General features: G+C 46.7%; 17 protein-coding genes. 7 read left to right on the forward strand and 10 right to left on the reverse strand.

All coding sequences use genetic code 11. The features are described 5' to 3' along the window. From AND4_RS15745 to AND4_RS15780, 7 genes are all read left to right on the forward strand, one after another. Positions 1–915, forward strand: a 915-nt coding sequence (locus AND4_RS15745; protein WP_009843966.1) for an aconitase family protein, incomplete at its 5' end; no start/stop codon positions are given. A gap of 443 nt (positions 916–1,358) precedes the next feature. After that, positions 1,359–1,727 (forward strand): YacL family protein, encoded by a 369-nt coding sequence (locus AND4_RS15755; protein WP_009843968.1) that lies wholly within the window; start codon positions 1,359–1,361, stop codon positions 1,725–1,727. A gap of 188 nt (positions 1,728–1,915) precedes the next feature. Continuing rightward, positions 1,916–2,254, forward strand: coding sequence for a P-II family nitrogen regulator (locus tag AND4_RS15760; RefSeq protein ID WP_005439398.1), 339 nt, complete (start codon positions 1,916–1,918; stop codon positions 2,252–2,254). 25 nt (positions 2,255–2,279) lie between these two features. After that, on the forward strand, positions 2,280–3,509 hold the full coding sequence (locus AND4_RS15765; protein ID WP_009843969.1) for an ammonium transporter: 1,230 nt from the start codon (positions 2,280–2,282) through the stop codon (positions 3,507–3,509). A 150-nt stretch (positions 3,510–3,659) separates the two neighbouring features. Beyond that, positions 3,660–4,673, forward strand: coding sequence for a Fe(3+) ABC transporter substrate-binding protein (locus AND4_RS15770; RefSeq protein WP_009843970.1), 1,014 nt, complete (start codon positions 3,660–3,662; stop codon positions 4,671–4,673). A 100-nt stretch (positions 4,674–4,773) separates the two neighbouring features. Continuing rightward, complete coding sequence (locus AND4_RS15775; protein ID WP_009843971.1) at positions 4,774–6,399, forward strand: iron ABC transporter permease; 1,626 nt, start codon at positions 4,774–4,776, stop codon at positions 6,397–6,399. Beyond that, positions 6,399–7,430, forward strand: a complete 1,032-nt coding sequence (locus AND4_RS15780) for an ABC transporter ATP-binding protein (RefSeq protein ID WP_009843972.1) — start codon at positions 6,399–6,401, stop codon at positions 7,428–7,430. Before AND4_RS15775 ends, AND4_RS15780 begins: the two co-directional genes overlap by 1 nt. Before the next feature lie 91 nt (positions 7,431–7,521). On the opposite strand, the gene AND4_RS15785 is transcribed toward AND4_RS15780, so the two are convergent. From AND4_RS15785 to AND4_RS15830, 10 genes are all read right to left on the reverse strand, one after another. Beyond that, entirely contained in the window at positions 7,522–8,934 is a 1,413-nt protein-coding gene (locus AND4_RS15785; protein ID WP_009843973.1) for a phosphoglucomutase/phosphomannomutase family protein, read from the reverse strand. Positions 8,935–9,057: 123 nt separating this feature from the next. Further along, positions 9,058–11,466, reverse strand: coding sequence for a N,N'-diacetylchitobiose phosphorylase (locus AND4_RS15790; RefSeq protein ID WP_009843974.1), 2,409 nt, complete (start codon positions 11,464–11,466; stop codon positions 9,058–9,060). An 86-nt stretch (positions 11,467–11,552) separates the two neighbouring features. Beyond that, the gene (locus AND4_RS15795; RefSeq protein WP_009843975.1) at positions 11,553–13,472 is read right to left on the reverse strand and encodes a family 20 glycosylhydrolase; all 1,920 of its coding nucleotides are present in this window, start codon (positions 13,470–13,472) and stop codon (positions 11,553–11,555) included. An 8-nt stretch (positions 13,473–13,480) separates the two neighbouring features. Beyond that, a complete protein-coding gene (locus AND4_RS15800) occupies positions 13,481–14,371 on the reverse strand; it encodes an N-acetylglucosamine kinase (protein ID WP_009843976.1) in 891 nt (296 codons plus the stop codon). 2 nt (positions 14,372–14,373) lie between these two features. Continuing rightward, entirely contained in the window at positions 14,374–16,113 is a 1,740-nt protein-coding gene (locus AND4_RS15805) for a glycoside hydrolase family 9 protein (protein WP_009843977.1), read from the reverse strand. A gap of 86 nt (positions 16,114–16,199) precedes the next feature. Continuing rightward, positions 16,200–17,195, reverse strand: a complete 996-nt coding sequence (locus AND4_RS15810; protein WP_009843978.1) for an ABC transporter ATP-binding protein — start codon at positions 17,193–17,195, stop codon at positions 16,200–16,202. Positions 17,196–17,241: 46 nt separating this feature from the next. After that, the gene (locus AND4_RS15815) at positions 17,242–18,225 is read right to left on the reverse strand and encodes an ABC transporter ATP-binding protein (RefSeq protein WP_009843979.1); all 984 of its coding nucleotides are present in this window, start codon (positions 18,223–18,225) and stop codon (positions 17,242–17,244) included. A 2-nt stretch (positions 18,226–18,227) separates the two neighbouring features. Next, positions 18,228–19,253 carry an ABC transporter permease gene (locus AND4_RS15820; RefSeq protein WP_009843981.1) on the reverse strand — a complete coding sequence of 342 codons (1,026 nt, stop codon included), beginning with the start codon at positions 19,251–19,253 and terminating at the stop codon, positions 18,228–18,230. A gap of 2 nt (positions 19,254–19,255) precedes the next feature. Further along, complete coding sequence (locus tag AND4_RS15825) at positions 19,256–20,242, reverse strand: ABC transporter permease (protein WP_009843982.1); 987 nt, start codon at positions 20,240–20,242, stop codon at positions 19,256–19,258. Between the two features lie 170 nt (positions 20,243–20,412). Next, on the reverse strand, positions 20,413–22,095 hold the full coding sequence (locus AND4_RS15830) for an ABC transporter substrate-binding protein (protein WP_009843983.1): 1,683 nt from the start codon (positions 22,093–22,095) through the stop codon (positions 20,413–20,415). Between the last annotated feature and the right edge of the window lie 734 nt (positions 22,096–22,829).

Raw genomic sequence — 22,829 nt, forward strand, 5'->3', positions numbered from 1 at the left:
CTACTGACGGTTGAGAAAGCCGGTAAGATCAATGAATTTTCTGGTCGCGTACTCGAAATTGAAGGTGTTGAGCACTTGACGGTTGAGCAGGCATTCGAACTGTCTGATGCTTCAGCAGAGCGCTCCGCAGCAGGTTGTACCGTTAAGCTGTCTCAAGCGTCAATCGAAGAGTATCTAAACTCAAACATCATCATGCTTAAGTGGATGATCTCGGAAGGTTACGGTGACCGTCGTACCATTGAGCGTCGTATTACTGCGATGGAAGAGTGGTTAGCTAACCCTGAGCTGATGGAAGCGGATGCAGACGCTGAATACGCACACATCATTGAAATCGATTTAGCTGATATTCACGAGCCAATTCTATGTGCACCGAACGATCCCGATGACGCCCGTCTTCTGTCTGAAGTTCAAGGCACGCAAATCGATGAAGTGTTTATCGGTTCTTGTATGACCAACATTGGTCACTTCCGTGCTGCTGGTAAATTGTTAGAGCAATTCGGTGGTCAGCTAGATACTCGTCTGTGGGTAGCGCCACCAACGAAGATGGACCGTGATCAACTGACGGAAGAAGGTTACTACGGTATTTACGGTCGTGCAGGAGTACGTATTGAAACCCCTGGATGTTCGCTATGTATGGGTAACCAAGCACGTGTAGCAGACAAGGCAACGGTCATATCGACTTCAACGCGTAACTTCCCGAACCGCCTTGGTACAGGTGCAAATGTCTACCTTGCATCTGCTGAGTTAGCGGCCGTTGGTGCTATTTTGGGTAAGATTCCAACTAAGGAAGAGTACTTAGAATATGCCAAGCAAATCGATGCGACAGCAGCAGACACATACCGCTATTTGAACTTCCATAAGATGGATCAGTACACTAAGAAAGCGGCAGAAGTGATCTTTCAAGAGCCAGCGTAATTTTAGCCAGCTTTGCTAATTGTCAAAAAAGCGCTCACCACTTGGTGGGCGTTTTCTTTTGTGGAATGCTGCGCTTCGCTCTAGGAATTGGGAGGTAAGTGACCGAATATTTAAAGATAAACGTATGATTCCAAAACACGTTGACGGTCTTTGTCCCTAAAAAGACAAAATGAAATCGTCTCCCGTCTCCCGTCTCCCGTCTCCCGTCTCCCGTCTCCCGTCTCCCGTCTCCCGTCTCCCGTCTCCCGTCTCCCGTCTCCCGTCTCCCGTCTCCCGTCTCCCGTCTCCCGTCTCCCGTCTCCCGTCTCCCGTCTCCCGTCTCCCGTCTCCCGTCTCCCGTCTCCCGTCTCCCGTCTCCCGTCTCCCGTCTCCCGTCTCCCGCTTCTCCCATTCAACATCTCCCTGTATACTCCGCACCAAACTGAGACGAAAAGGCGATCACGATGGAATTTGAGTTCATTCGCAATACGTTAATGGGCGAATACTATGTCAAATGTAGTATGGGGCATGAGGTTGTAGGTCGTTGGTTGCAAGAAGAAATTGGTAAAGACAGAGCGAAAATTGCTCAAGTTGAAGCCGTGATAGATCAAGCTCTTTCCTCTCCATCTCAAGAGCATAGATTGACTGGCGCAGAGATCTCTTTGTTGATTGATGGTGATGAGGTGCTAGTGCAAGAAAATACACTGGGTCATGGGTATAACGGAGAAATAGAGAGCGAGTTTGATTTCTACGATGCCGAAAGTACCGCCAGCTGCGGTATCGAGGACTTTTGTGCCTTGATAGAGCAATGGAAAGACTTTTTGAATATTTAATGCACAATGTTGGGTCGCCTGTTTAGGCTTGCCTTATATTTGTGAAAAGGGTGCACCGTATTGGTGCACCCTTTTTGTTTATAAGATTGCTATTTTTATTAAATCCCAATAAATCAGGAAGATAAAAAGTTGGCATGCCGCTTGGATTGCTACAAGTGTTTCAGGATGAAAGCTGCGGAGAGGATGCAATGAAAATCATTAATGCCATTATAAAACCGTTTAAGTTAGACGATGTGCGCGAAGCATTGGCTGATGTCGGTATTGAAGGGATGACAGTATCAGAGGTGAAAGGCTTTGGTCGTCAGAAAGGGCACACAGAGCTGTACCGTGGTGCCGAGTACCAAGTCGACTTTCTACCAAAAGTAAAACTCGAAATCGCCACCCATGCAGACAATGTAGAACGTGTGGTAGAAGCCATCACAAAAGCGGCTCAAACAGGCAAGATTGGTGACGGTAAGATTTTTGTCTATGACCTAAACCAAGCCGTACGTATTCGTACTGGTGAGATGGACGCAGAAGCGCTTTAAGAATTCAAAGGACTGGAGAACTATCATGGAATTAACAACTACGGTAACCGAATTACGTTACGCACTCGACACCTTTTTCTTCCTCATTTCTGGTGCGTTAGTCATGTGGATGGCAGCGGGTTTCGCTATGCTGGAAGCGGGCTTAGTTCGATCTAAAAACACAACAGAAATTTTAACCAAAAACATCTGTCTGTACGCGATTGCTTGTACCATGTTCCTATTGGTCGGTTACAACATCATGTATGTTGATAACGGTGAAGGTGGTTGGCTACCATCATTTGGTGCGCTAATTGGCACGCAATCAGAAGGTGCCGATCACTCTCTAGAGTCAGATTTCTTCTTCCAAGTCGTATTCGTGGCGACAGCGATGTCAGTTGTGTCTGGCGCAGTTGCAGAACGCATGAAGCTTTGGTCTTTTCTGATCTTCTCGGCGGTACTAACCGCATTTATCTACCCAATGGAAGGGTACTGGACTTGGGGCGGTGGCTTCCTATCTGAAGCGGGGTTTAGCGACTTTGCGGGCTCAGGTATCGTACATATGGCAGGGGCATCGGCAGCATTGGCAGGTGTAATACTACTGGGTGCCCGCAAAGGTAAATATGGTAAAAACGGTGAAATTCACCCAATTCCAGGTTCAAACATGCCATTGGCGACACTGGGGACCTTCATCCTTTGGTTCGGTTGGTTTGGTTTTAATGGCGGCTCTCAATTGATGGTGTCTGACTTTGAGAATGCGACAGCGGTAGGTCAAATCTTCCTAAACACCAACGCAGCAGCAGCAGCAGGGGCAATCGCAGCGTTGCTGGTATGTAAAACGACTTGGGGTAAAGCTGACCTAACGATGGTTTTGAATGGTGCGTTGGCAGGGCTTGTTGCCATCACAGCGGATCCGCTGTCTCCGTCACCACTTTATGCAGTTGCAATAGGTGCTGTATCCGGCGCTCTGGTTGTGTTCAGCATTATTGCGCTAGATAAAGCAAAGATTGATGATCCAGTCGGCGCTATCTCAGTCCATGGTGTGTGTGGTTTCTTTGGTCTGATGGTTGTGCCATTAAGTAACGCGGATGCCACCTTTGGTGCGCAGCTTCTTGGTGCTGCTGTTATCTTTGCTTGGGTGTTTGGTGCAAGCCTTGTGGTATGGGCTATCTTGAAAGCAACCATCGGCATTCGAGTATCGGAAGATGAAGAACTTGAGGGGATGGACATGCACGATTGTGGTGTTGGTGCCTACCCAGAGTTCGTAAGTGTAAAATAATATTGATAATGAAATAAGTAGTTACAAACTTAGTTTGGAAAACCTGCTCATTTGAGCAGGTTTTTTTATGGATGAATTGTTTTCTCAAAAGACATGCATATAATAATGCAACTGATAAACATTATCATTGGTATAGTCAAGGACTGAATAATGAAAAAACTGCTAACTCTCTCCGCTCTTACTTGCGCAACTCTAGCTCCTACGGCAATGGCTGCTGAAGAAGTGAACGTCTACTCTTATCGTCAACCTTTCCTAGTTGAGCCTATGTTCAACGAGTTCACTAAAGAAACAGGCATTAAAGTAAACGTTAAATTTGCTAAAAAAGGTTTAGCAGAAAAGCTACAACAGGAAGGCGAATACAGTCCTGCGGACGTTGTTCTCACTGTTGATATCAGCCGTCTATCTGAACTGACAGACAAGAATCTTGTTCAAAAAGTAGACAGTGAGGTTCTTGAAAAGAATATCCCAGCTCAACTTCAAGATAATGATAATGAGTGGTTTGCACTAACGACTCGTACTCGTAGTGTCTACTCTTCTCGCGACCGTGTTGGTAAGCTAGGTGAAGACTTCACGTACGCTGATCTCGCTAAGCCTGAATTCAAAGGCAAGATCTGTACTCGTAGTGGTAAGCACCCGTACAACGTTTCTCTGGTATCTTCTATGATTGCTCACAAAGGTGAAGCAGAAACCAAAAAATGGCTAGAGGGCGTAAAAGCAAACCTAGCTCGTAAGCCTCAAGGAAACGACCGTGCACAAGTTAAAGCCATCAAAGAAGGCCTATGTGACGTTTCTCTGGGTAACAGCTACTACCTAGGTAAGATGGTTAACGACAAAGAGCAAAAAGCTTGGGCTGACGCGGTTTACATTAACTTCCCTAACCAAGAGACAACCGGTACGCACGTAAACATCTCTGGTATGGCAATGGCGAAGCACGCACCCAATAAAGACAACGCACTTAAACTGATGGAATTCCTAGCGGGTGATACAGCGCAAGGTATGTACGCAGAAGTAAACTACGAATACCCAGTTAAGGCTGACGTTAAGCCTTCTGAGCTCGTTGCTTCTTGGGGAGAGTTCAAAGCAGATACAATTTCTCTAGATGAAATTGCAGATCATCACGAAGCTGCAATTAAATTACTAGATGAAGTGAAATTTGACCTTTAATTCCATGCAGGGGTATAACACTACCCCTGTATTTTATTAAAGGAGATGAGATGCATCTGCAAACGCATTTGTATTTCATCAAGCCTTTCAGTAGTAGGCAATGAAGAATAAACATTCTCTATGGAAAACCAGTAGTGGGGCGATAACCTCGCTACTGGTTTTGCCGATCTTAGCGATCTTCTATACCGCCATTGGCGAGACAGATGACCTGTTCACACACTTGATGTCAACGGTTATGCCCACCTATATCTATAACACAGTGGCTTTGACGGTTGGTGTTATGGTTTTTTCTTTGATACTCGGTATTCCTAGTGCTTGGTTTATGGCCATGTGTAAACTACCCACTGAAAAGTGGTTGCAGTGGGCATTGGTTCTACCACTGGCTATGCCGGGTTACATCATTGGTTATATTTTTACGGATTGGTTTGATTTTGCCGGGCCGATTCAAATCTTCTTGCGTGATATAACGGGATGGGGACCGGGTGAGTATTGGTTCCCTGATATACGGACGTTAAGTGGTGCCACTTTTGTACTTTCTCTGGTGCTTTATCCGTACGTTTACTTGCTTTGTCGAGCCGCGTTTATGGAGCAGAACGTCTCTTTGTTGCAAAGCGCACGTTTACTGAAATGTTCTCCTTTGGAAAGCTTTTGGCGCATTTCTTTGCCGCTGGTAAGGCCCTCAATTGCAGTTGGTCTGTCTTTGGTTGCGATGGAAACCATTGGTGACTTCGGCACCGTCAGCTATTTTGCCGTGAACACTCTTACTACGGCGGTTTACGATACTTGGCTAGGCTACTCGAACCTAAATGCAGCCGCGAAGATCTCAGCAATGATGTTAATGATTGTTGTATTGTTACTGAGCGCAGAGCGTTATAGCCGCCGCAAACAGCAGTTGTTCCAAAGTCAGTTTAATAGCCATGAAGATTTTCGCTATGAGCTACAAGGTTGGCAAAAGTGGGGGGCACTGGTTTGGTGTTGGGGGCTAGTCGCAATAGCGTTTATTTTGCCATTACTACAGTTAATTGATTACGCCATTACTTACTTTGCACAAAGTTGGACGCCAGAATTTCGTGAATATGCATGGAACAGCCTAGTGGTATCGGTTGTGGCTGCCATCATCGGTGTTGCGATTGCTTTGACGGTGAATTTCAGCCAACGCGTTAATGGTGGCCGATCGAGTTTAACGTTCATGCGCTTGTCTTCGTTGGGCTATGCCGTTCCTGGCACTGTGCTTGCGATTGGTGTGATGGTTGCCGTGCTGTTTATGGATCACCGTGTTAACGACATTGCTAAAGCGATGGAGTGGGGCAGACCCGGTCTTATTTTCTCTGGATCTATGTTTGCGCTGATTTTTGCAATGGTGGTTCGTTTCTCTGCTGTCGCGATTGGTAGTGTGGAAAGTAGCTTAAATAAGGTTTCTCCATCTCTTGATATGGCCTCACGTACTTTGGGCTGTAAACCAAATGCCATGCTTTGGCGAGTGCATTTCCCTCTGGTGAAACGTGGGGCACTGATAGCTGGGTTATTGGTGTTTATTGAGTCGATGAAAGAGCTTAATGCGGCACTGCTATTGCGCCCTTTTAACTTTGAAACCTTGGCGACGTATGTGTATAACTTCGCTTCGGATGAGCATTTAGAACTTGCTGCACTACCTGCAGTATTATTGGTCCTTGTTGGGTTGATCCCGCTTGTGGTTGTTAATCGTTCACTGGAGCAAAATCACTGATGAGCTGCGCACTATCCATTAAAAATCTAACTTGTCAGTATGACGATCAGACTGTCCTTGAAGCGCTTTCTTTGGACGTTGAACAAGGGCAAATCGTATGTTTACTCGGCGCGAGTGGTTGTGGCAAGACTACGTTATTGAAAGCCGTTGCTGGTCTGCTGCCACTAAGCTCAGGTCGAATGAGTTTGAACGACCTCATTATTGATGATGGTGAAAACTGGTTACCACCAGAGCAGCGTAATATTGGAATGATCTTCCAAGATTACGCCTTATTCCCACATCTAACAGTGGCAGAGAATATTGCTTTTGGTTTGAAGAATGAAACGGCGCAGCAAAAGCTTCTCAAAGTCGAAGAAATGCTGGGCCTAGTTCATCTTAAAGGTTACGGTGATCGTTATCCTCACCAGCTTTCTGGTGGTCAGCAGCAGCGTGTGGCGATTGCCCGTTCACTGGCTTACAAACCGGATCTTCTGTTGTTGGATGAACCATTTTCCAATATCGACACCCAAGTACGTCATGAACTGATCCGTGAAATTCGTAAGATTTTCAAACAGCAGGGGGTGACAGCGATTTTTGTTACGCACAGCCGTGAAGAAGCGTTTGCTTTTGCCGATAAGATGGCTGTCATGAACCTTGGTGTGATCGAGCAATACGGCACGGCCTCAGATCTTTACTACCAACCTTCGAGCAAGTTTGTCGCGGACTTCTTAGGAGGTGGCAGTTACCTTGCTGCGAAGCGCATTTCAGACATTAAATTTGAAACTCACCTTGGTGCGGTGGAAGCCAATGCTCAGCAAGACATCCAAATCGATGCTGAATGTGCATTACTGCTTCGTCCTCAACATATTAAAATTGCGGCGGATGAAGAGAGTGCAATCAAAGTGCTTGAGCTGCATTTTATGGGTGATCACTGCCGCTACGTGATTGACGTTAATGGTGACCGACTGTTAGCGACGTCAACTCAGGCGTTGAATGTCGGTGATAGTGTAAAGGTAAAACTGGAAGCTCAAGGTGTGCTCGCTTTCGCCTAACTCTGTCAGTCTATATAGAAAATAGCCCGGCGGTGAAGCCGGGCACGTGTTCTTTACCTATTGCCTGCTCGAAGCGAGCACAAGGTGTCAGTTACAGAGACAAGAAGTCTTTAAACTGTTGAAGAACACGTTCTGCAGTGTCTTTATCTTGCATCTCTGCAAAAATTCGTAGTAATGGTTCAGTACCTGAGAAGCGAGCGATGATCCAACCGCCGTTCTTGAAGTAGACTTTCGCACCATCTTCGTAGCTGACTTTTTCGATTTCAAACTCAAACTCAGGTAACTGCTTTTCAACATAAATCTTGTTGAACAGCACTTCTTTTTGCGCCGGTTTGAATTTGCAATCGCCTTCCGCCATGTAGGCATAACCGTACTTACCGTAGATCTCATTCAGTAACTCAGACAGCTTTTTGCCAGTGACTGAAATCATTTCTACCAACAGGCTTGATGCGAATACGCCGTCTTTACCTTTGATGTGGCCGCGAATGGTTAGGCCGCCAGAGCTTTCACCACCAATCAATGAATCGTCAGCTTCCATTTGAGAACTGATGTGCTTAAAGCCTACCGGAACCTCAAAGCATTGTTCGCCGTGATCTTGCGCGACCTTATCCAGCAGGTGAGTGGTTGCGATGTTACGTACCACTGAGCCTGTCCAGCCTTTGTATTTTAGTAGGTAGTAGTAAAGCAGCAGCAGTACTTCATTCGGGTGAATGAAGTTACCTTTCTCGTCGACAATACCAAGGCGGTCTGCGTCGCCATCGGTGCCGATACCGATATCATAATCTTCCTGTTTTACTAAATGCATCAAGCGGTAAAGCGTTGCTGCACTGGGTGATGGCATCAAGCCGCCGAAGTCAGGGTTCTTGCCATCGTTGATCACGTCGACTTCACAGCGACCGTTGATCAATACGGTTTGTAGCGCGTTTTTTGCAACACCAAACATGGGATCGATCAACACGCGCAGATTCGCTTTTTTGATCGCCGCGATATCGATAAAGTTGATGATTGAATCAACAAACTCGTTCATTGGGTTGATGATTTGAATCAGTTTATCTTCCACCGCTTGTTCAAAGTCGACGCTTCTTACCTCTTGCGTAGAAAGGGTGGCGATTTGTGATTCAATTTTTTGGGTGATGATTTCATCGGCGTCACGACCGCCCTCAATGAAGACTTTGATGCCGTTATAATCGGCTGGGTTGTGCGAAGCAGTAATACATACTGAATAAGCACAGTCCATCTCCTTCGCTTTGAACATCACGATAGGAGTTGGGACAAACTGGTCGATAAAGCTGACTACAATCCCGTTTGCTGCTAATACCTCAGCAAACCAACGACCAGCTTTATCAGAGAGAAAGCGACGGTCATAGCCAATCACAAAGCCGCGATCAGCAACCGATTCGTTATTGGTGATGTTTGCCACTGCTTGAGCCACCAAACGTACATTGTCTTTGGTGAACTCCTCACCAATAAATGCACGCCAGCCGCCTGTACCAAATTTGATCATGATTCAATCCTCGATAAAAGCGGTATCCCACCGCCTCTTAAATCTTTGCTAGCGAACCGATGCACTTATCAAACTCAGTGCATCGGAGAAATCAAAAGGGGAGAAGCTCCCCCTAAAAGATGATTAACCTAGAGTAACGATAACTTCGTTTACTGAACCTTCCGCTTGAACTGGTACCGATGCACCATTTACGGCTTCACCATTCACAGTAATCGACTTAACCCCTTTACTGACCGAATCAGGGTTTACCACTTTGATGTTGTAGGTCGCACCTAGCCATTGACGAGTCACGTCGAAGCCTGGCCAGTTCGTTGGGATACAAGGATCGATAGTCAGACCATCGAAGCCTGTACGCACACCAAGGATATAGTTGGTAACGGCGAAGTAAGCCCAGCCCGATGTACCTGTTAACCATGGGTGGTTTGCACGACCGTGGTCTTGGTGGTCACGGCCCATGATGAACTGCACATATGAGTATGGTTCTGCAATACGTTTCTCGATGATGTCGTTTTGATTGTACGGGTTGAGTGCGTCGTAGAACTTCATGGCACGATCACCACGCCCCAATTTTGCCTCTGCGACCCACGCCCATGGGTTCGGGTGAGAGAAGATAGCACCGTTCTCTTTTACGCCTTGGTAAACGCGAGTCACGAAGCCGATGTCATCGTTTGGCGTTGCGAATGATGGCGAGTTTAGGTGTAGGCCGTATTCGGAGAACAGGTTCTCGTCGACTGCGTCCATCGCTTTTTCGCCGCGCTCTTGAGATACCGCTCCGGAAAGTACCGCAAGCGTGTTTGACTCTAGGTGTACTCGGCCTTCTGCTTGTTGCGCAGTACCGATCTTGTCGCCATTCTTAGTCAGGCCTCGGATGTACCAGCCGCCCTCGTCGTCCCAAAGGTGTGTTTCACACGCTTCACGAACGTTGGCTGCCATCTCAGTGTATTTCTCAACGTCTGCTTCTTTTCCTAGGTATTTCGCTAGGTCGATGAACTCTTGCAGTGCCCAGAAGTGGAGGAAGGAGACCATTGAAGATTCGCCGCCACCTAGGTTTAAGCAGTCGTTCCAATCTGCGCGCAGACCTTTACAGATACCAGTTTGACCCACATATTCTGCTGAAAAGTCGAGTGCGGCTTTCATATGGTCATAAACGGTCGCGTCGCCGCCATCTGCGTAAGGGATCACTTCGTCAAAGAAGCTGTGCTCACCGGTTTCCATTACGTACTTACAGATGGTTGGAACCAGCCATAGGTGGTCATCAGAACAGGTGTCTTCGATGCCATGGATCTTGTCTTCATCAGAAGGTGTTGGCACTACTGTTGGAGATTTAGAGGGTTTAACGTCCGCTTTTTCTGGATCGAACCAATCTGGATCGAATAGGTGTAGGCCGTAACCCGCTTTCACCTGCCCACGCAGTAGGTCAACGATGCGTTTACGCGTCATTTCTGGATTAGCGTGAGGAACTGAAATCGCATCTTGCGCCGTATCGCGGTAACCAAGTCCAGTACGCCCACCCACTTCGATGAAAGAAGCAAAACGAGACCACACCACACAAGTTTCGGCTTGGTATAGTGTCCAAGCGTTGATCATGGTGTCTAGACCTTCGTTTGGTGATTTCACTTGGAACTTGCCACAACGCTCATCCCAGTGCGCTTTGATACCCGCAAACGCATTATCTATTTCTGCAAGGTCTTGGTACTTAGCACGTAGACGGTCACCGTTGCCTTTACCGATACCTAGAATGTAAGCAAAACGAACCTCTTCACCCGGTTGGATAGTGAATTGCTTGTGCAGAGAGCCACAGTGGTTGTAACACGTTTGTGCGGTGTTGAAGCATTTACCTTGTTCTACTGCTAGCGGGTTTGCTTCGTCACGGTATAGGCCAAGGAAGCTGTCACGTTGACCGTCGTATGAATCCGGGTCAAATGTTGAAGCTAGGTAATAGAAGCCTTCAAAATCGTTGGTGTTGTAGTACAGGTCGTATTCAATCACGCCTTTGTTGTATGAAGTACCTGCCGAGTACAGAGACATCTGGTGGTTTTGGTTATCAGATTGAATGTGGCTGAATGAGAACTCAACAAATGAGAACGCGCTGATTGTGCGTGGTTTGTCTGAGGTGTTTTTAATCACTACATCCCAAATTTCCGCGTCCTCGCCTTTTGGTACGAATAGTGTTTTCGTTGCAGTGATGTCGTTGTATTCACATTTGAACTTAGAGTATGACAAGCCGTGACGAACTTCGTAACTGGCTTCGTCTAGGCTTTTTGCAACAGGTTGCCATGAGATAGACCAGTAATCACCCGTTTCATCGTCGCGTAGGTAAACGTAGTGACCGGGGCGATCGAAGGTTGCGTTTGGACGGAACTTAGTAACACGGTTGTATTCAGGCGAGTTATAGAACGAATAGCCCCCCGCATTGTGCGAGATCACAGTACAGAACTTCTCTGTACCTAGGTAGTTTGTCCAAGGTGCGGGTACGTCAGGGCGAGTGATGACGTATTCGCGATTCTCGTTATCGAAATAGCCGTATTTCATGTGTGTATTTCCTTTTAACTAAGCTGCGCCTGCAGCCAAAAATTGAAAAACTCTGTAAGCATGATGCGGTGGCATCTGACTTAGTATTACTTCCACGGTTTGCGGTAATTCACGCCCTGTAAGTCGAGCAGAGAGAGGTGACCTTTCAAACGTGATAAATAGTCGCTCCAATCGCGGTGTAGTTTTTCTGTCCAACATGCTTCTGCCATGGCAGTGAGCCTAGGGAAGATCATGTAGTCCATACGCGATGGATTGTTGATAAGTTCGCACCACAGAGCGGTTTGAATGCCCCATATGCGTTTTCTGATCGGGTCGTCAGCTGGTACTTCTGCCAACGGCTCGTAGTTGTATGCTTTTTCCAGTGGTAGCGGATTTGCCCAGTCAACGCCAGGCTCTTCGGGGCCATAATCTTGGGTCATATCCAGGTAAGTGGTTTGTGCTGGTTGCAGCACTACATCAAAGCCTTGGCGAGCGCAGTTTAATGCGGCTTCTTCGCTTAACCATGAGTAGATCACGGTATCTTTGCTGACCTTATTTCCGTGTTGAGCTTCTTCCCAACCCAACATGCGTTTGCCGAGTTTGCGCAGTTTGTCTTCGGCATGACGCAGGAAGTGACCCTGCAATTCTTTGTCATCGCTATAGCCCGACTGCTCCATAAATGCCTGGCAAGCCGGACTTTTTGACCATACGCCGTAAGGCACTTCGTCTGCGCCAATATGGACATAAGGAGCAGGAAACAGTGCTGCTACCTCTTCAAGCACTTTATCGATAAACTCGTAGCTACCCGGTAAACCAGGGTTGATGACGTTGTCGCTGTAGTGCTGAATACTGCGATACTCAGTGGTGTCCTCTGCTTCAACCAACAGATGAGGCAAAGCTTTAATTGCTGCGCGGCAATGGCCTGGCACATCAATCTCAGGAATGATGGTGATGCTACGCTGTGCTGCAAATGCGATAACGTCTTTGATTTCTTCTTGTGTATAGAAACCACCATAGCGTCGAGATAAATGAGAGTATTGAGGCTCAATGGTTTCATCAATGCCACGCCATGCGCCAATATCGGTAAGTTGTGGCAGTGATTTGATCTCGATACGCCAGCCTTCATCGTCCGTGAGATGCCAATGGAAAGTGTTGAATTTGTAATGCGCTAACAAGTTGATCAGGCGTTTCACTTGTTCTACTGAATGAAAGTGGCGAGCGCAGTCAAGCATCATGCCGCGGTAACGAAAGCGAGGGCTGTCTTTGATTGAGCAACACACCACTTCCATTGTATTGCTATCCTCGTTTCGTTTTAGTAACTGCAACAAGGTCGCACAGGCGTGGGTAAAACCTGACGAAGACCCCGCTTCAATCTTGATAGACGCTTCGGATATTTTGAGGTTGTAACTGCCTGCATCGAGTGTTGGGTTACTTTTGAATAGGATCTTTCCGCTGTTTGAAGAAGACAGATCAAACTGAAATATTCGCTTCAACTCGTCCTGTAACCACGTTTTGGCAGAGTTGGCTAAGTCGGTATAAATCGCAATACCAGCTTGCTCGTCAAAGGTGAATGATTGGTCGCTGATTTCAATGTGATTTGGTTTTGGTAGTAAAGGTTGAGCATGAGCCAAGCTCTCAGGAATCTCACTGCGTTCACGGTATGGTGATGCCAAAACAATTGGTGTGACATCCACTTGCTCGCGTTGAGAGACGCCATCAACAACAAAGTTCACTGCCGCCTCATTAAACCCATCCGTGTAATATCGGAATGGGTTTGAGCCAATACTGAATTCACAGTAGTAGTGATGGTTAGCAGCCAGCAACACGCCTTCGGGTTTGAGTGTGCAAAAGCTACCAATTTGAGTCAGTTGACCGTTGGAAACGCTATCAGGAAGGATATAACGATCGAAAGCGAAAATCAGATTCCAGCGATTAAGATCTTGGTCGCTCAAGTTATGAAAAGTGAGTCCAAAGCGGCAGTTTTGTTTTTGCTCTGAGAGGACCACTAGGTCAATACGATACTCCATGTTCACTCCTAATCAATACTCATTGAGTAAAGGTTATGCTCAGGTTTACCTGCAAACATAATGGCGCCCTCAACCGCATCAAACTGAGGCTCTACCACCCATTGTTGTACTGGCGGAGATAGCCAACGCAAGATTCGCTCTGCAATGCTGCCCATCAAACAGATGCGAGTAGCCCCACGCTTATTCAGCGCGACTAACAACATTTCAATGTCGGTCGCAGTTTGTTTAAGCATTTCAATCGCTAGGGCATCCGCTCGTTCTGCATGTTGAAAAATAGCGGGAGAGAATTGGCCATAATCACGCGGCAATGCTTGTTTAGACCAAGCAACCACGTTGTCGATATCATTGTTGAAGTGATCCATCACGTGCTTTGCTAATGGTGTCTTCTCACGAATGCCATCTTCTGCCAGCAGGACTTGCTGAATCAGACGCAGCCCCATTACTGCACCGCCACCTTGATCTGAAATTGGGAATTCACGCCCACCGACGACATGTTGTTCAAGACCATTAAGGAAAATGCCGCAAGACCCTGTTCCTGCAATCATGATCGCGCCACTTTCACCATTGTGGGCACCGAGACACGCACCGTAAGCGTCGGTGTTGAGCGTCAAACTGGCAAATGGGTGCTCTAAAGCCATAAAAGTTTGCCAAGAGGTTTTGTGCTCAGCGCCTGCAAGCGCTAAACCGACGTGCATAGAGGCAAAATCTTGTTGAGTTAGGCCGCCTTGCAGTGCTGCTGCTGCGATTGATTCAACAACCGATGCCATCGCGATGTCGGCGCCCAACATAATGTTGGCACTGCCACTTTTTGCTTCGCCGATGATATTGCCATGCGCATCTTTGATCCGAGCACGACATGAGGTGCCACCGCCGTCGATACCTACAAAATACCTCGTCATGTTTACTGCTCCTTCGTTACTTTCATGCTTGATAACGTTGAGAAGTGCTGAGCCTGACTCATGATAGCGAGCAGGTACCAAGCACCATGTGGGATCCATTGCTCTCCCCAGCGCCAGTTTTGAAGCATGTCGTCTTTTTGTGCTGGTGGATTAAATGCGATATCTTCCTCATCTTCGAAACCACCAGTGATGCCATTACACACGCCACCTTTTGCGTTGAAGAAACCGTGTTGAGGAAGGTAGTCAGGGTTGTTGTGGCCGTGGCCGTCCAACATGCACATATCGTACGGGTTTAAGCCAACAATCCAGTTCATCGCATTTTGCGCCAATTCACAAAGCTGCTGTTGTCGTTCTTCTGAATCGATGAAATCTTGTGCCAAATAAGCCATGGTAGCCAGTGAAGCTAGTCGGGCGTTCTCACCCTGCCACCAGTAACCAGATTCGTTGTTGTGTGCCACAAAAAACGCATCACGTTTGGGTTCATCCACCCCCTTAACGTATTGGCGGGGGTAGCCAAATGGGTTGTTCACTTTGTTGGTGATAGAGATTTCAAACTCACACGCTTGAGTAATGATTTGTTTTACTGATGATGTGTGCTCGATGTTGTCTTCAATCGACAAGTACTCACACAGTGCGATAACAGGGAGCCCAGCTTCTGCCGCATGGAAGTAAGGGCGGCTGCCATCTTGATTGGCGCTCCAGAAGTGTTGGATGTGCTCATCACTTGTTTGACGAGCTGAAAGGCGTTTTGCCCATGCGCGGCTTTCTTCTAGGTAGCGCTTATCTCTGGTGGTTTTGAATAGTTCGACAGCGGCAAGCAGTGCGCAGTACTCGTCGATGATGTTCTCTTCCCCATCGTTTAGGTATTGGGTGTTGTACTCTTTTAGGTGCCAGTAGCCATTTTCTGCGGCATTACGGTATTGTTGTTGGTCGAATTGACCGTGAACCTCTAGACGTGAAGCTGACGCTAGCGCTGCAATGCTAATGCCTGCGCCTTGTCGGTAACCCGCTTGGTAGTCATCAAACTTATGACCGAGTTGCGTTTCGTAGGCACAGACTTCGCGTTGCGCCGTGTCTTTACTCCATTTGTCGAACACCGTCATATAGAAAAAACCTTGTTCGTTTTGCATACGGACAAGGAAATCAGCACCAAATAGGGCTTCTTCAACAAGACGAGTTGCGGTGAACGTAGCCAGTTTGTGGCCGCCTTCAAGTAAAGAAAAACCTTTCAACATATTCCATACCACCATTGGAATTTGTTGTGGGTTCAGGTAGTTGGCATAGGACAAGTGACTGAGGTACTTGCTCACGTCGCCTGATGCGTCATACCAACCGCCATGAACATCGGCAGTTTGATTTGAATTGAGCAGTGGTGCTTGGCGATCTTGTTGATCGAAGATTCCGCCACAACGTTGTGATTTAAAATAGTGGATCACATCGGATAGCGTCCGATCGAGAAGAATGTGTTCGCCGATCTCAAAATGAGATGAGCGTAAATGATCGAAGCTAAGGTAGTAATTACCCGGAGTGTCAAATGAAGAAAAGTCGATCAGGTAGAAATGACCTTGGTGCCAGTTCGCTACTTTGCCTTGCTTCTCAACGGTTAGAGTGGCCACCGTCTGGTGACTTTTGGCACAAACCAGTAAAGCCGTATGAGAAAACAGATGTGATCGATTGGTCTGGATGATCGCTTTTTTCGGGCCTAGACGCTCATAACCGATGTGATTAGTCAGTAGCTGCATTTAAATGTCTCCGGGAAGCAATGAAATATAAAAATAAAATGCAAAAGTGAAAAAGGGGCCAGATTCATACCTGACCCTCGTTATGATTAATGTTCAAATAAGTAACAACGGACAAAGTGGTTATCAGAGATCTGAGTGACATCAGGCAGTCGCTCACGACATTTATCAGTGACATGAACACAGCGTCCTGCAAATGGACAACCCACAGATTCTGGCGTCCAGAGCGGTATCTCGCCTTTGTTGCCTTTCAGCTTCTCGTGAATTGACTTCGACGGATCGGGCACCGCTGAAACGAGTAGCTGAGTGTATGGGTGTTGAGGCTCGTGGATGATTTCTTCTGTGTCCCCCCACTCAACCATGTGGCCGACGTACATGACCGCGAGATCTTCGGCGATGTAACGTGCTGTCGCGATATCGTGAGTGATGTAAAGCAGAGACATTTGTTTCTCAAACTTCATTTCTTCCATTAGGTTAAGTACACCAGCACGAATCGATACATCAAGCATGGAGGTTGGTTCGTCAGCCAGTACAACCTCTGCGCCAACCGCAATGTTACGAGCCAAGTTCACACGTTGACGCTGACCACCAGAAAGCTGATGCGGGAACTTCTGTGCGGTCTCTTTTGGCGGAATCAGGCCAACTTGTTCCAGTAGGTCATACACTCGCTCTTCCAGTTCCTTCTTGTTGCTCGGCGAGACCTTTTTGTGGATCAGCAGTGGGCGCGCAATATGGTGGAAGATGTTGTGTGTTGGGTTTAGCGAGCCAAACGGATCTTGCCATACCATTTGCACGCCTTCGCGGTAGGCCATTAAATCGTGGCGGGAAGTGATGTCTTGGATATCACGGCCTTTGTATTCAATGATGCCATCGGTGGGGGCGTACATTTTTGCAATCATTTTTGCGGTCGTTGATTTACCTGAGCCAGACTCACCGACCACAGATAAACCGCGGCTTTTGTACATTTTGAAAGATACGTCATTGATTGCACGCATCTTTGACTGTTTGATTGAGTTGCTGTTTAAAGGAAAGTCCTTCACGACATTTCTACCTTCAATCAGCAGTTCGCCCATTTGTTTGCTCATAATTCTCTCCAGTGTAATTTTTTATTAGCTAGCGTTATTTTTTTGGTTAAACCTTAGCTTGAGCAATGTTACTGCCGTATAAGTGGCAGTTTGAGAGACGATCAGGTTCTATTTGACGTAGTTGAGTGGGTACTTGTGTACAGGCTTCGTGGACGCGGTCACAGCGAGCTTGAAAGCGGCAACCTTGTGGTACTTCAAGCAGGTTCAGCGGGTTACCCGGAATTCCAGTCAATTTGGTTTTAGGCCCAGTAAGCGGAGGGAAAGAGCTGCCCAATCCTTTGGTGTAAGGATGGTATGGGCTTTGCAAAATTTGCTTAGAAGGGGCGACTTCAATGAGCTCTCCCGAGTACATAATGCCGATGCGATCAGAGAACTCGACCATCAAGGATAAGTCATGGGTGATGAATAAAATTGAGAAACCAAACTCTTCTTTAAGCGCATAAATCTTTTGCAAAATTTCTCGTTGAACCACGACGTCTAGTGCGGTTGTTGGTTCATCCATGATGATCATCTTGGGATTTAGAGCCAGAGCAATAGCAATAACTAGGCGTTGACGCATACCACCAGAGAACTGGTGCGGGTAATCGCTCAGACGACTAGGGTGGATATCAACGATTTCCAATAGCCCCTCTGCACGTAGCTTCGCTTGAGTGCGTGTCATGTTGGTGTGACGCATGATGACATCACAGAACTGCTCTTCCATGGTGAGTACCGGGTTTAAAGCGTTCATCGCACTTTGGAATACCATTGACATCTCGCTCCAGCGGAACGCTTGCATACGATCGTCGCTGTATTTGAGGATATTTTCACCATTAAAGATAACCTCACCACCAGTGATAAAAGCAGGCGGCTTATGGAGGCGCATTAGTGAGAATGCAACCGTCGATTTACCACAGCCTGATTCTCCAGCTAGGCCAAATACTTCGCCTGGTGCAATGTCGAAGCTGACGTTGTTACAGGCTCGGACATCGCCTGCGTCTGTGATGTAGTCTACGCATAGGTTACGGATAGAAATGAGTGGTGCAGTCATGATTATTTATCTCCGCTCCATAGTGCATTTTGTGGCGCCAATTCTGGCTCACGTTCTTTCTTATCTTGGGCTGCCATTTTCTTCCAACGCTTCATGCCTTTGTGAGAACGAAGCTGTGGGTTGGCAATTTCATCGACGGCAAAGTTCAGGAGAGCAAGACCAGTAACCAGCAGAGTCAGTGCAATACAAGGAGCCAGTACTTCCCACCATGCACCGATGAGCATCGCGGAAGAAGTTTGTACGTTGTACAGCATGATGCCCCAACTGATGGTGTTTGCGTCGCCAAGGCCTAGGAACGAGATGACCGCTTCTGTATTGATCGCTAGCATGACCGACCCGATGAAACTTGCCCCGACGATTGGGATAAGGTTTGGCAAAATCTCAACGAAGATGATGCGTATGGAAGATTCACCAAGCACCTCTGCGGCTTTTATGAATTCTTTCTCCCGCAGCGCCATAGTTTGAGCTCGTACAACACGTGCGCCCCAAGCCCAGGAGGTTCCGGCAATAATCAAGGCAATAGTGAGCGGTCCTGCCTCTCCAATGAAAGCGGCAAGAACGAACAGTAGTGGCAGTTGTGGGATAACCAGCATGATGTTCATTGCAGCACTCAGTACGTCATCGACACGGCCGCCGAAGTAACCTGCTGAGATACCAATGACTGTTGCTAAGAAACACACGATGATACCGGCACCAAAACCAACCCCTAAAGAGACTCGAGCGCCGTAAGCAACTTGAGACCAGATGTCACGACCCATACGAGATGTACCTAGAACGTGGTCCGCTTTTTTCGACATAAGCAGTGTACGTCTGTCGTCGGCAAGGTTTTTTGCAATCCAGCCATCTGGGTTGTTTTGCGCTTGTTTTACAACAAAACCAGGGTATTCATGCGGGTTACCCGTACGTTTGTCTGGTGCGTGTTGAGTAATCAGAGGTGCAGCAACGGCTACAAAAATGAATACTGAAATAATAGCCAAACCAACACGTGCGAACGCGTTACCTAAAATCAGTTTAAACAGTTCTTTCATGATTATTTGCCTCCCTTGCGTAGGCGAGGGTCTAGAATCATGTACAGCATGTCAGCCATTAGATTGAAGCACAGCATGAACATCGTCATGATGAGTAGTTGACCTTGAAGCACTTGGTAGTCACGTGCGTGTATTGCGTTCAGGAGCACCGTACCCAGACCCGGGTAGTTGAAGATCATCTCAATGATTAACTGACCACCGATTGCCATCCCTAGGGACATAGAAAGTGCTGTGACACTTGGAAGCAGTGCGTTGCGGGCTGCGTAGTTGAATACCACGCGGTTTTCGCTCAGGCCCTTACCCTTTGCCATTGTGATGTAATCTTCAGCAAGCAGGTTAATCATGTTGTTACGCATGTTGACCAGGAAGCCACCAATTTGAACAATTGTCGCGCACAGCAAGGGAAGAATCGCGTGGTAACCAATGTCTTTGAGAAACTCCCAGCTTGTCCAATCTGGCACAGTTCCCGGGGTGTAGGCGTAGCCTGATGGAAACCACTTGAGACCGATGGCAAAGATAAACAGCGCTAGCATTGCGATAACCATTTGTGGAATTGCTTGAATGATCAGTGTTCCAGGAGTCACGAATGCATCGTAGCGACTACCTCGTTTCCAAGCTGCGAAGATCCCCAGTACTGAGGCAATCGAGAATGAAAGTACAACAGCGGTGCCAGCTAGGAATAGTGACCAGCCAAATGCACCACCCAATAGTGAATTAACGGAAAGCGGGTAAAACTGGATAGAAGTACCTAGCTCCCAGCTTAGAATGTTTTTAATGTACGACAGGTACTGAATGTAAATAGGACCGTCAACGAAACCCAACAGCTCTTTCATTGCTGCAATTCGCTCTGGTGTTACCTGTACCGATGCGTTAGCAAACATCATGGTAACTGGGTCACCAGGCATTGCTCGCGGTATAATGAAATTTAACGTCGCAGCAACTAAGAGCGCGACAAGATAGAATGACAAACGTCTGAAAAAATAGCCCATAACTCACACCTTACTCACCCAGATTTTTTCCCTGTTTCTGGTTTCAGGTCGCTCCTAGTAAAATTTAGAGCGAAAAATCCCCTGACGACGTGCGCCATATGTGGGTTTAGTCACAAGGGAATTTTTATCGGCGGCACACGGGATGTGTGCCGCTAGAAATGAACTTCTACTTATTGAACTGGTTTTAGGTCCAATACGTGCAGTAGACGTTCCGGGATACCAGCCCAAATGTTTGGACGGCCCTTAGGATTTTCTTCGTTCCACCAACCGGTGAAGCGAGTTGTGTTGTATTGGAACATGTAAGCACCAGACAATACAGGGATCGTCACTTGGTCTTGAGCGATGATTTGCTGAATACCGTGAGCGATTTCAAGCTGTTCTTGCTTGTCCGCTGTCTTGTAGAAGCTGTTGAGAAGGCCATCTAGCTTATCGTTTTTGTAGAAGTGCATTGCGAAACGAGGCATTCCGTCACCAGATTGTAGTGCTGAGTTGTAAGCACTATTCCAATAAGTGTATGGATCTGCACCATGGAAGTAATTGGTGTACGCAACGTCGTAAGTACCTTCAAGCATGGCTTGGTTGTACACAGAGAAATCTGGTGTACGAGCACGAGCTTTGATGCCGACTTCTGCAAGCTGTTCCACCGCAAGCTGAACAGTGTTGTTGAAGTCAGTCCAACCGTTTGGAGATTGGATTAGCAGCTCGAAAGACTTGCCAGACGGCGTATCAACGAAACCATCTTTGTTGACATCTTTAAAGCCAGCTTTCGCGAGAAGCTGCTTAGCCCCTTCAGCATTGTAAGAGTTATAAGTCTTGTATTTATCGTGCGTTTTTTCGTCAGACCAAGCTTCGAAAGCATAGCCAAGGCCAGATGCGAAGTCGTTCACGGTGCCGCCGCCGTAGAATGCGATATCAATGATAGTTTGTCGGTCCAAAGCCATAGAAAAAGCGCGACGGAAGTCAACGTTAGTTAGTGCTTCGTTCTTCGCGGCATCTGGGTTCTTGAAGTTTACTACGAAGGCTTGAGTCCCTGCTGGCGGGTACCAATAATGGTGTTTAGGGCTTGCTGCTGCGTAAGTGCGGTCAATATCTGGAACGAATGACGAACTCCAATCCATTTCGCCGTTAACAATTTTACCTAGGAATTGGTCGTTGTTTGCGATTTGAGGAACACGCAGACAGTCAACGTCTAGGTTTTCGGCATCCCAGTAGTTTGGATTCTCACACTGTATGTAAAGCTGAGGAGTGAAAGTGTCGATCACAGTAAAAGGACCAGAACCTACCGGATTTTCGTTAGTGAATGCCGCAGGATCTTTCACTTTGCTCCATATGTGCTGAGGTACGACTGGTACTTTAGCTATTTCGTAAGGAACGTTAGAGTTTGCTTCGGTCAGAGTGAATTTAACTTGATAATCGTTGAGTTTTTTTACGCCAGTAACCCAAGAGTTGATACCTGATTGATCCAGTTCTGGCTTATCTTTCACTAGGTTGAAAGAGTACACAACATCATCAGCAGTAAATGCTTTGCCGTCTGACCACTTTACACCTTTACGAATATCGAAAGTAACGCTCATTAGGTCGTCAGACATTTGGAAGTTTTCTGCTAGGCGGAATACAGGCGTGTTACCGTGCATTTCGTTGAAAACAACCAGTGGCTCGTAGATAAACTCAGTCGTTGTATGCAGGTTAGTTGCCCCTAAGAAAGGGTTAAAGTTTCGGACAAAAGTTGTAAATTCTTTAGGGTGGATAGTCAGTTCACTGCGCTCAGCGGCGGTTGCTACTGAGGTTAAACCTGTAGTAGCCGTTGCAATCATTGCTGTTGCTAGTGCTGTTTTTTTAATATTGGCAAGCATAGCTGTTCCTTACTATTTGCTTTCGTTTCACTATTGGAATTGAATGTCATCAATGGATGAACACCCTCCTAGACCCACCTCTTAACATCACTAAAATTTGTGTTGCTCTGAGAGTGGCCTGTAGGTCTTAGGCTGGGATAAGAAAACACTTAATCCACAAATTAATCAAACTGGATTCCCGTTAAAAACGTTAAAAACTAAAGTAACTCCGTTATAAACGTCATTCTGTTTGTTTTTAAGTCGTTGCTGGTGAAAAAGTAAACATTGAAATGAGTCGCAGTTTATACCCATGAGAGTACGGTGTGTTAGTGGCTACTTTCATTGTGGAACATTATTAATAAGTGGTTTTTGTTATTGTATTGCTTTGGCGATCTAGCTCACACCTGAAAATGTTGTTAATTAACTCAGTGAAATTTAATCTGCCGTTCTGTTGTGATTGACTTCGCAATCTGTATCGAATGTGGTTCAACTTTCTATTGAAGAAGAAAAATAACGGAGATTCGAGCGTAAAAATGGACTGCTTATTCTGCTTTTTTCATGTGCAAAAGGAAGTGCTTTTACGGTGTCTTTAAACCATGTTTTCGGTTTACAAATAACGATGAAATATCGACCTTGAAATCGCTTTAGAAAGGCATCTTTAACTCGTTTTTGTCTGCTTGTTTCCAGCTTATTATCGGCGAGACGAAGTTTTTTGCTCGTTCGTTTAAGTGGTTCTTTTCCTTCCCGGGTAAATA

Source organism: Vibrio sp. AND4 (assembly GCF_000171815.1).
In the GTDB taxonomy this organism is placed as follows: domain Bacteria; phylum Pseudomonadota; class Gammaproteobacteria; order Enterobacterales; family Vibrionaceae; genus Vibrio.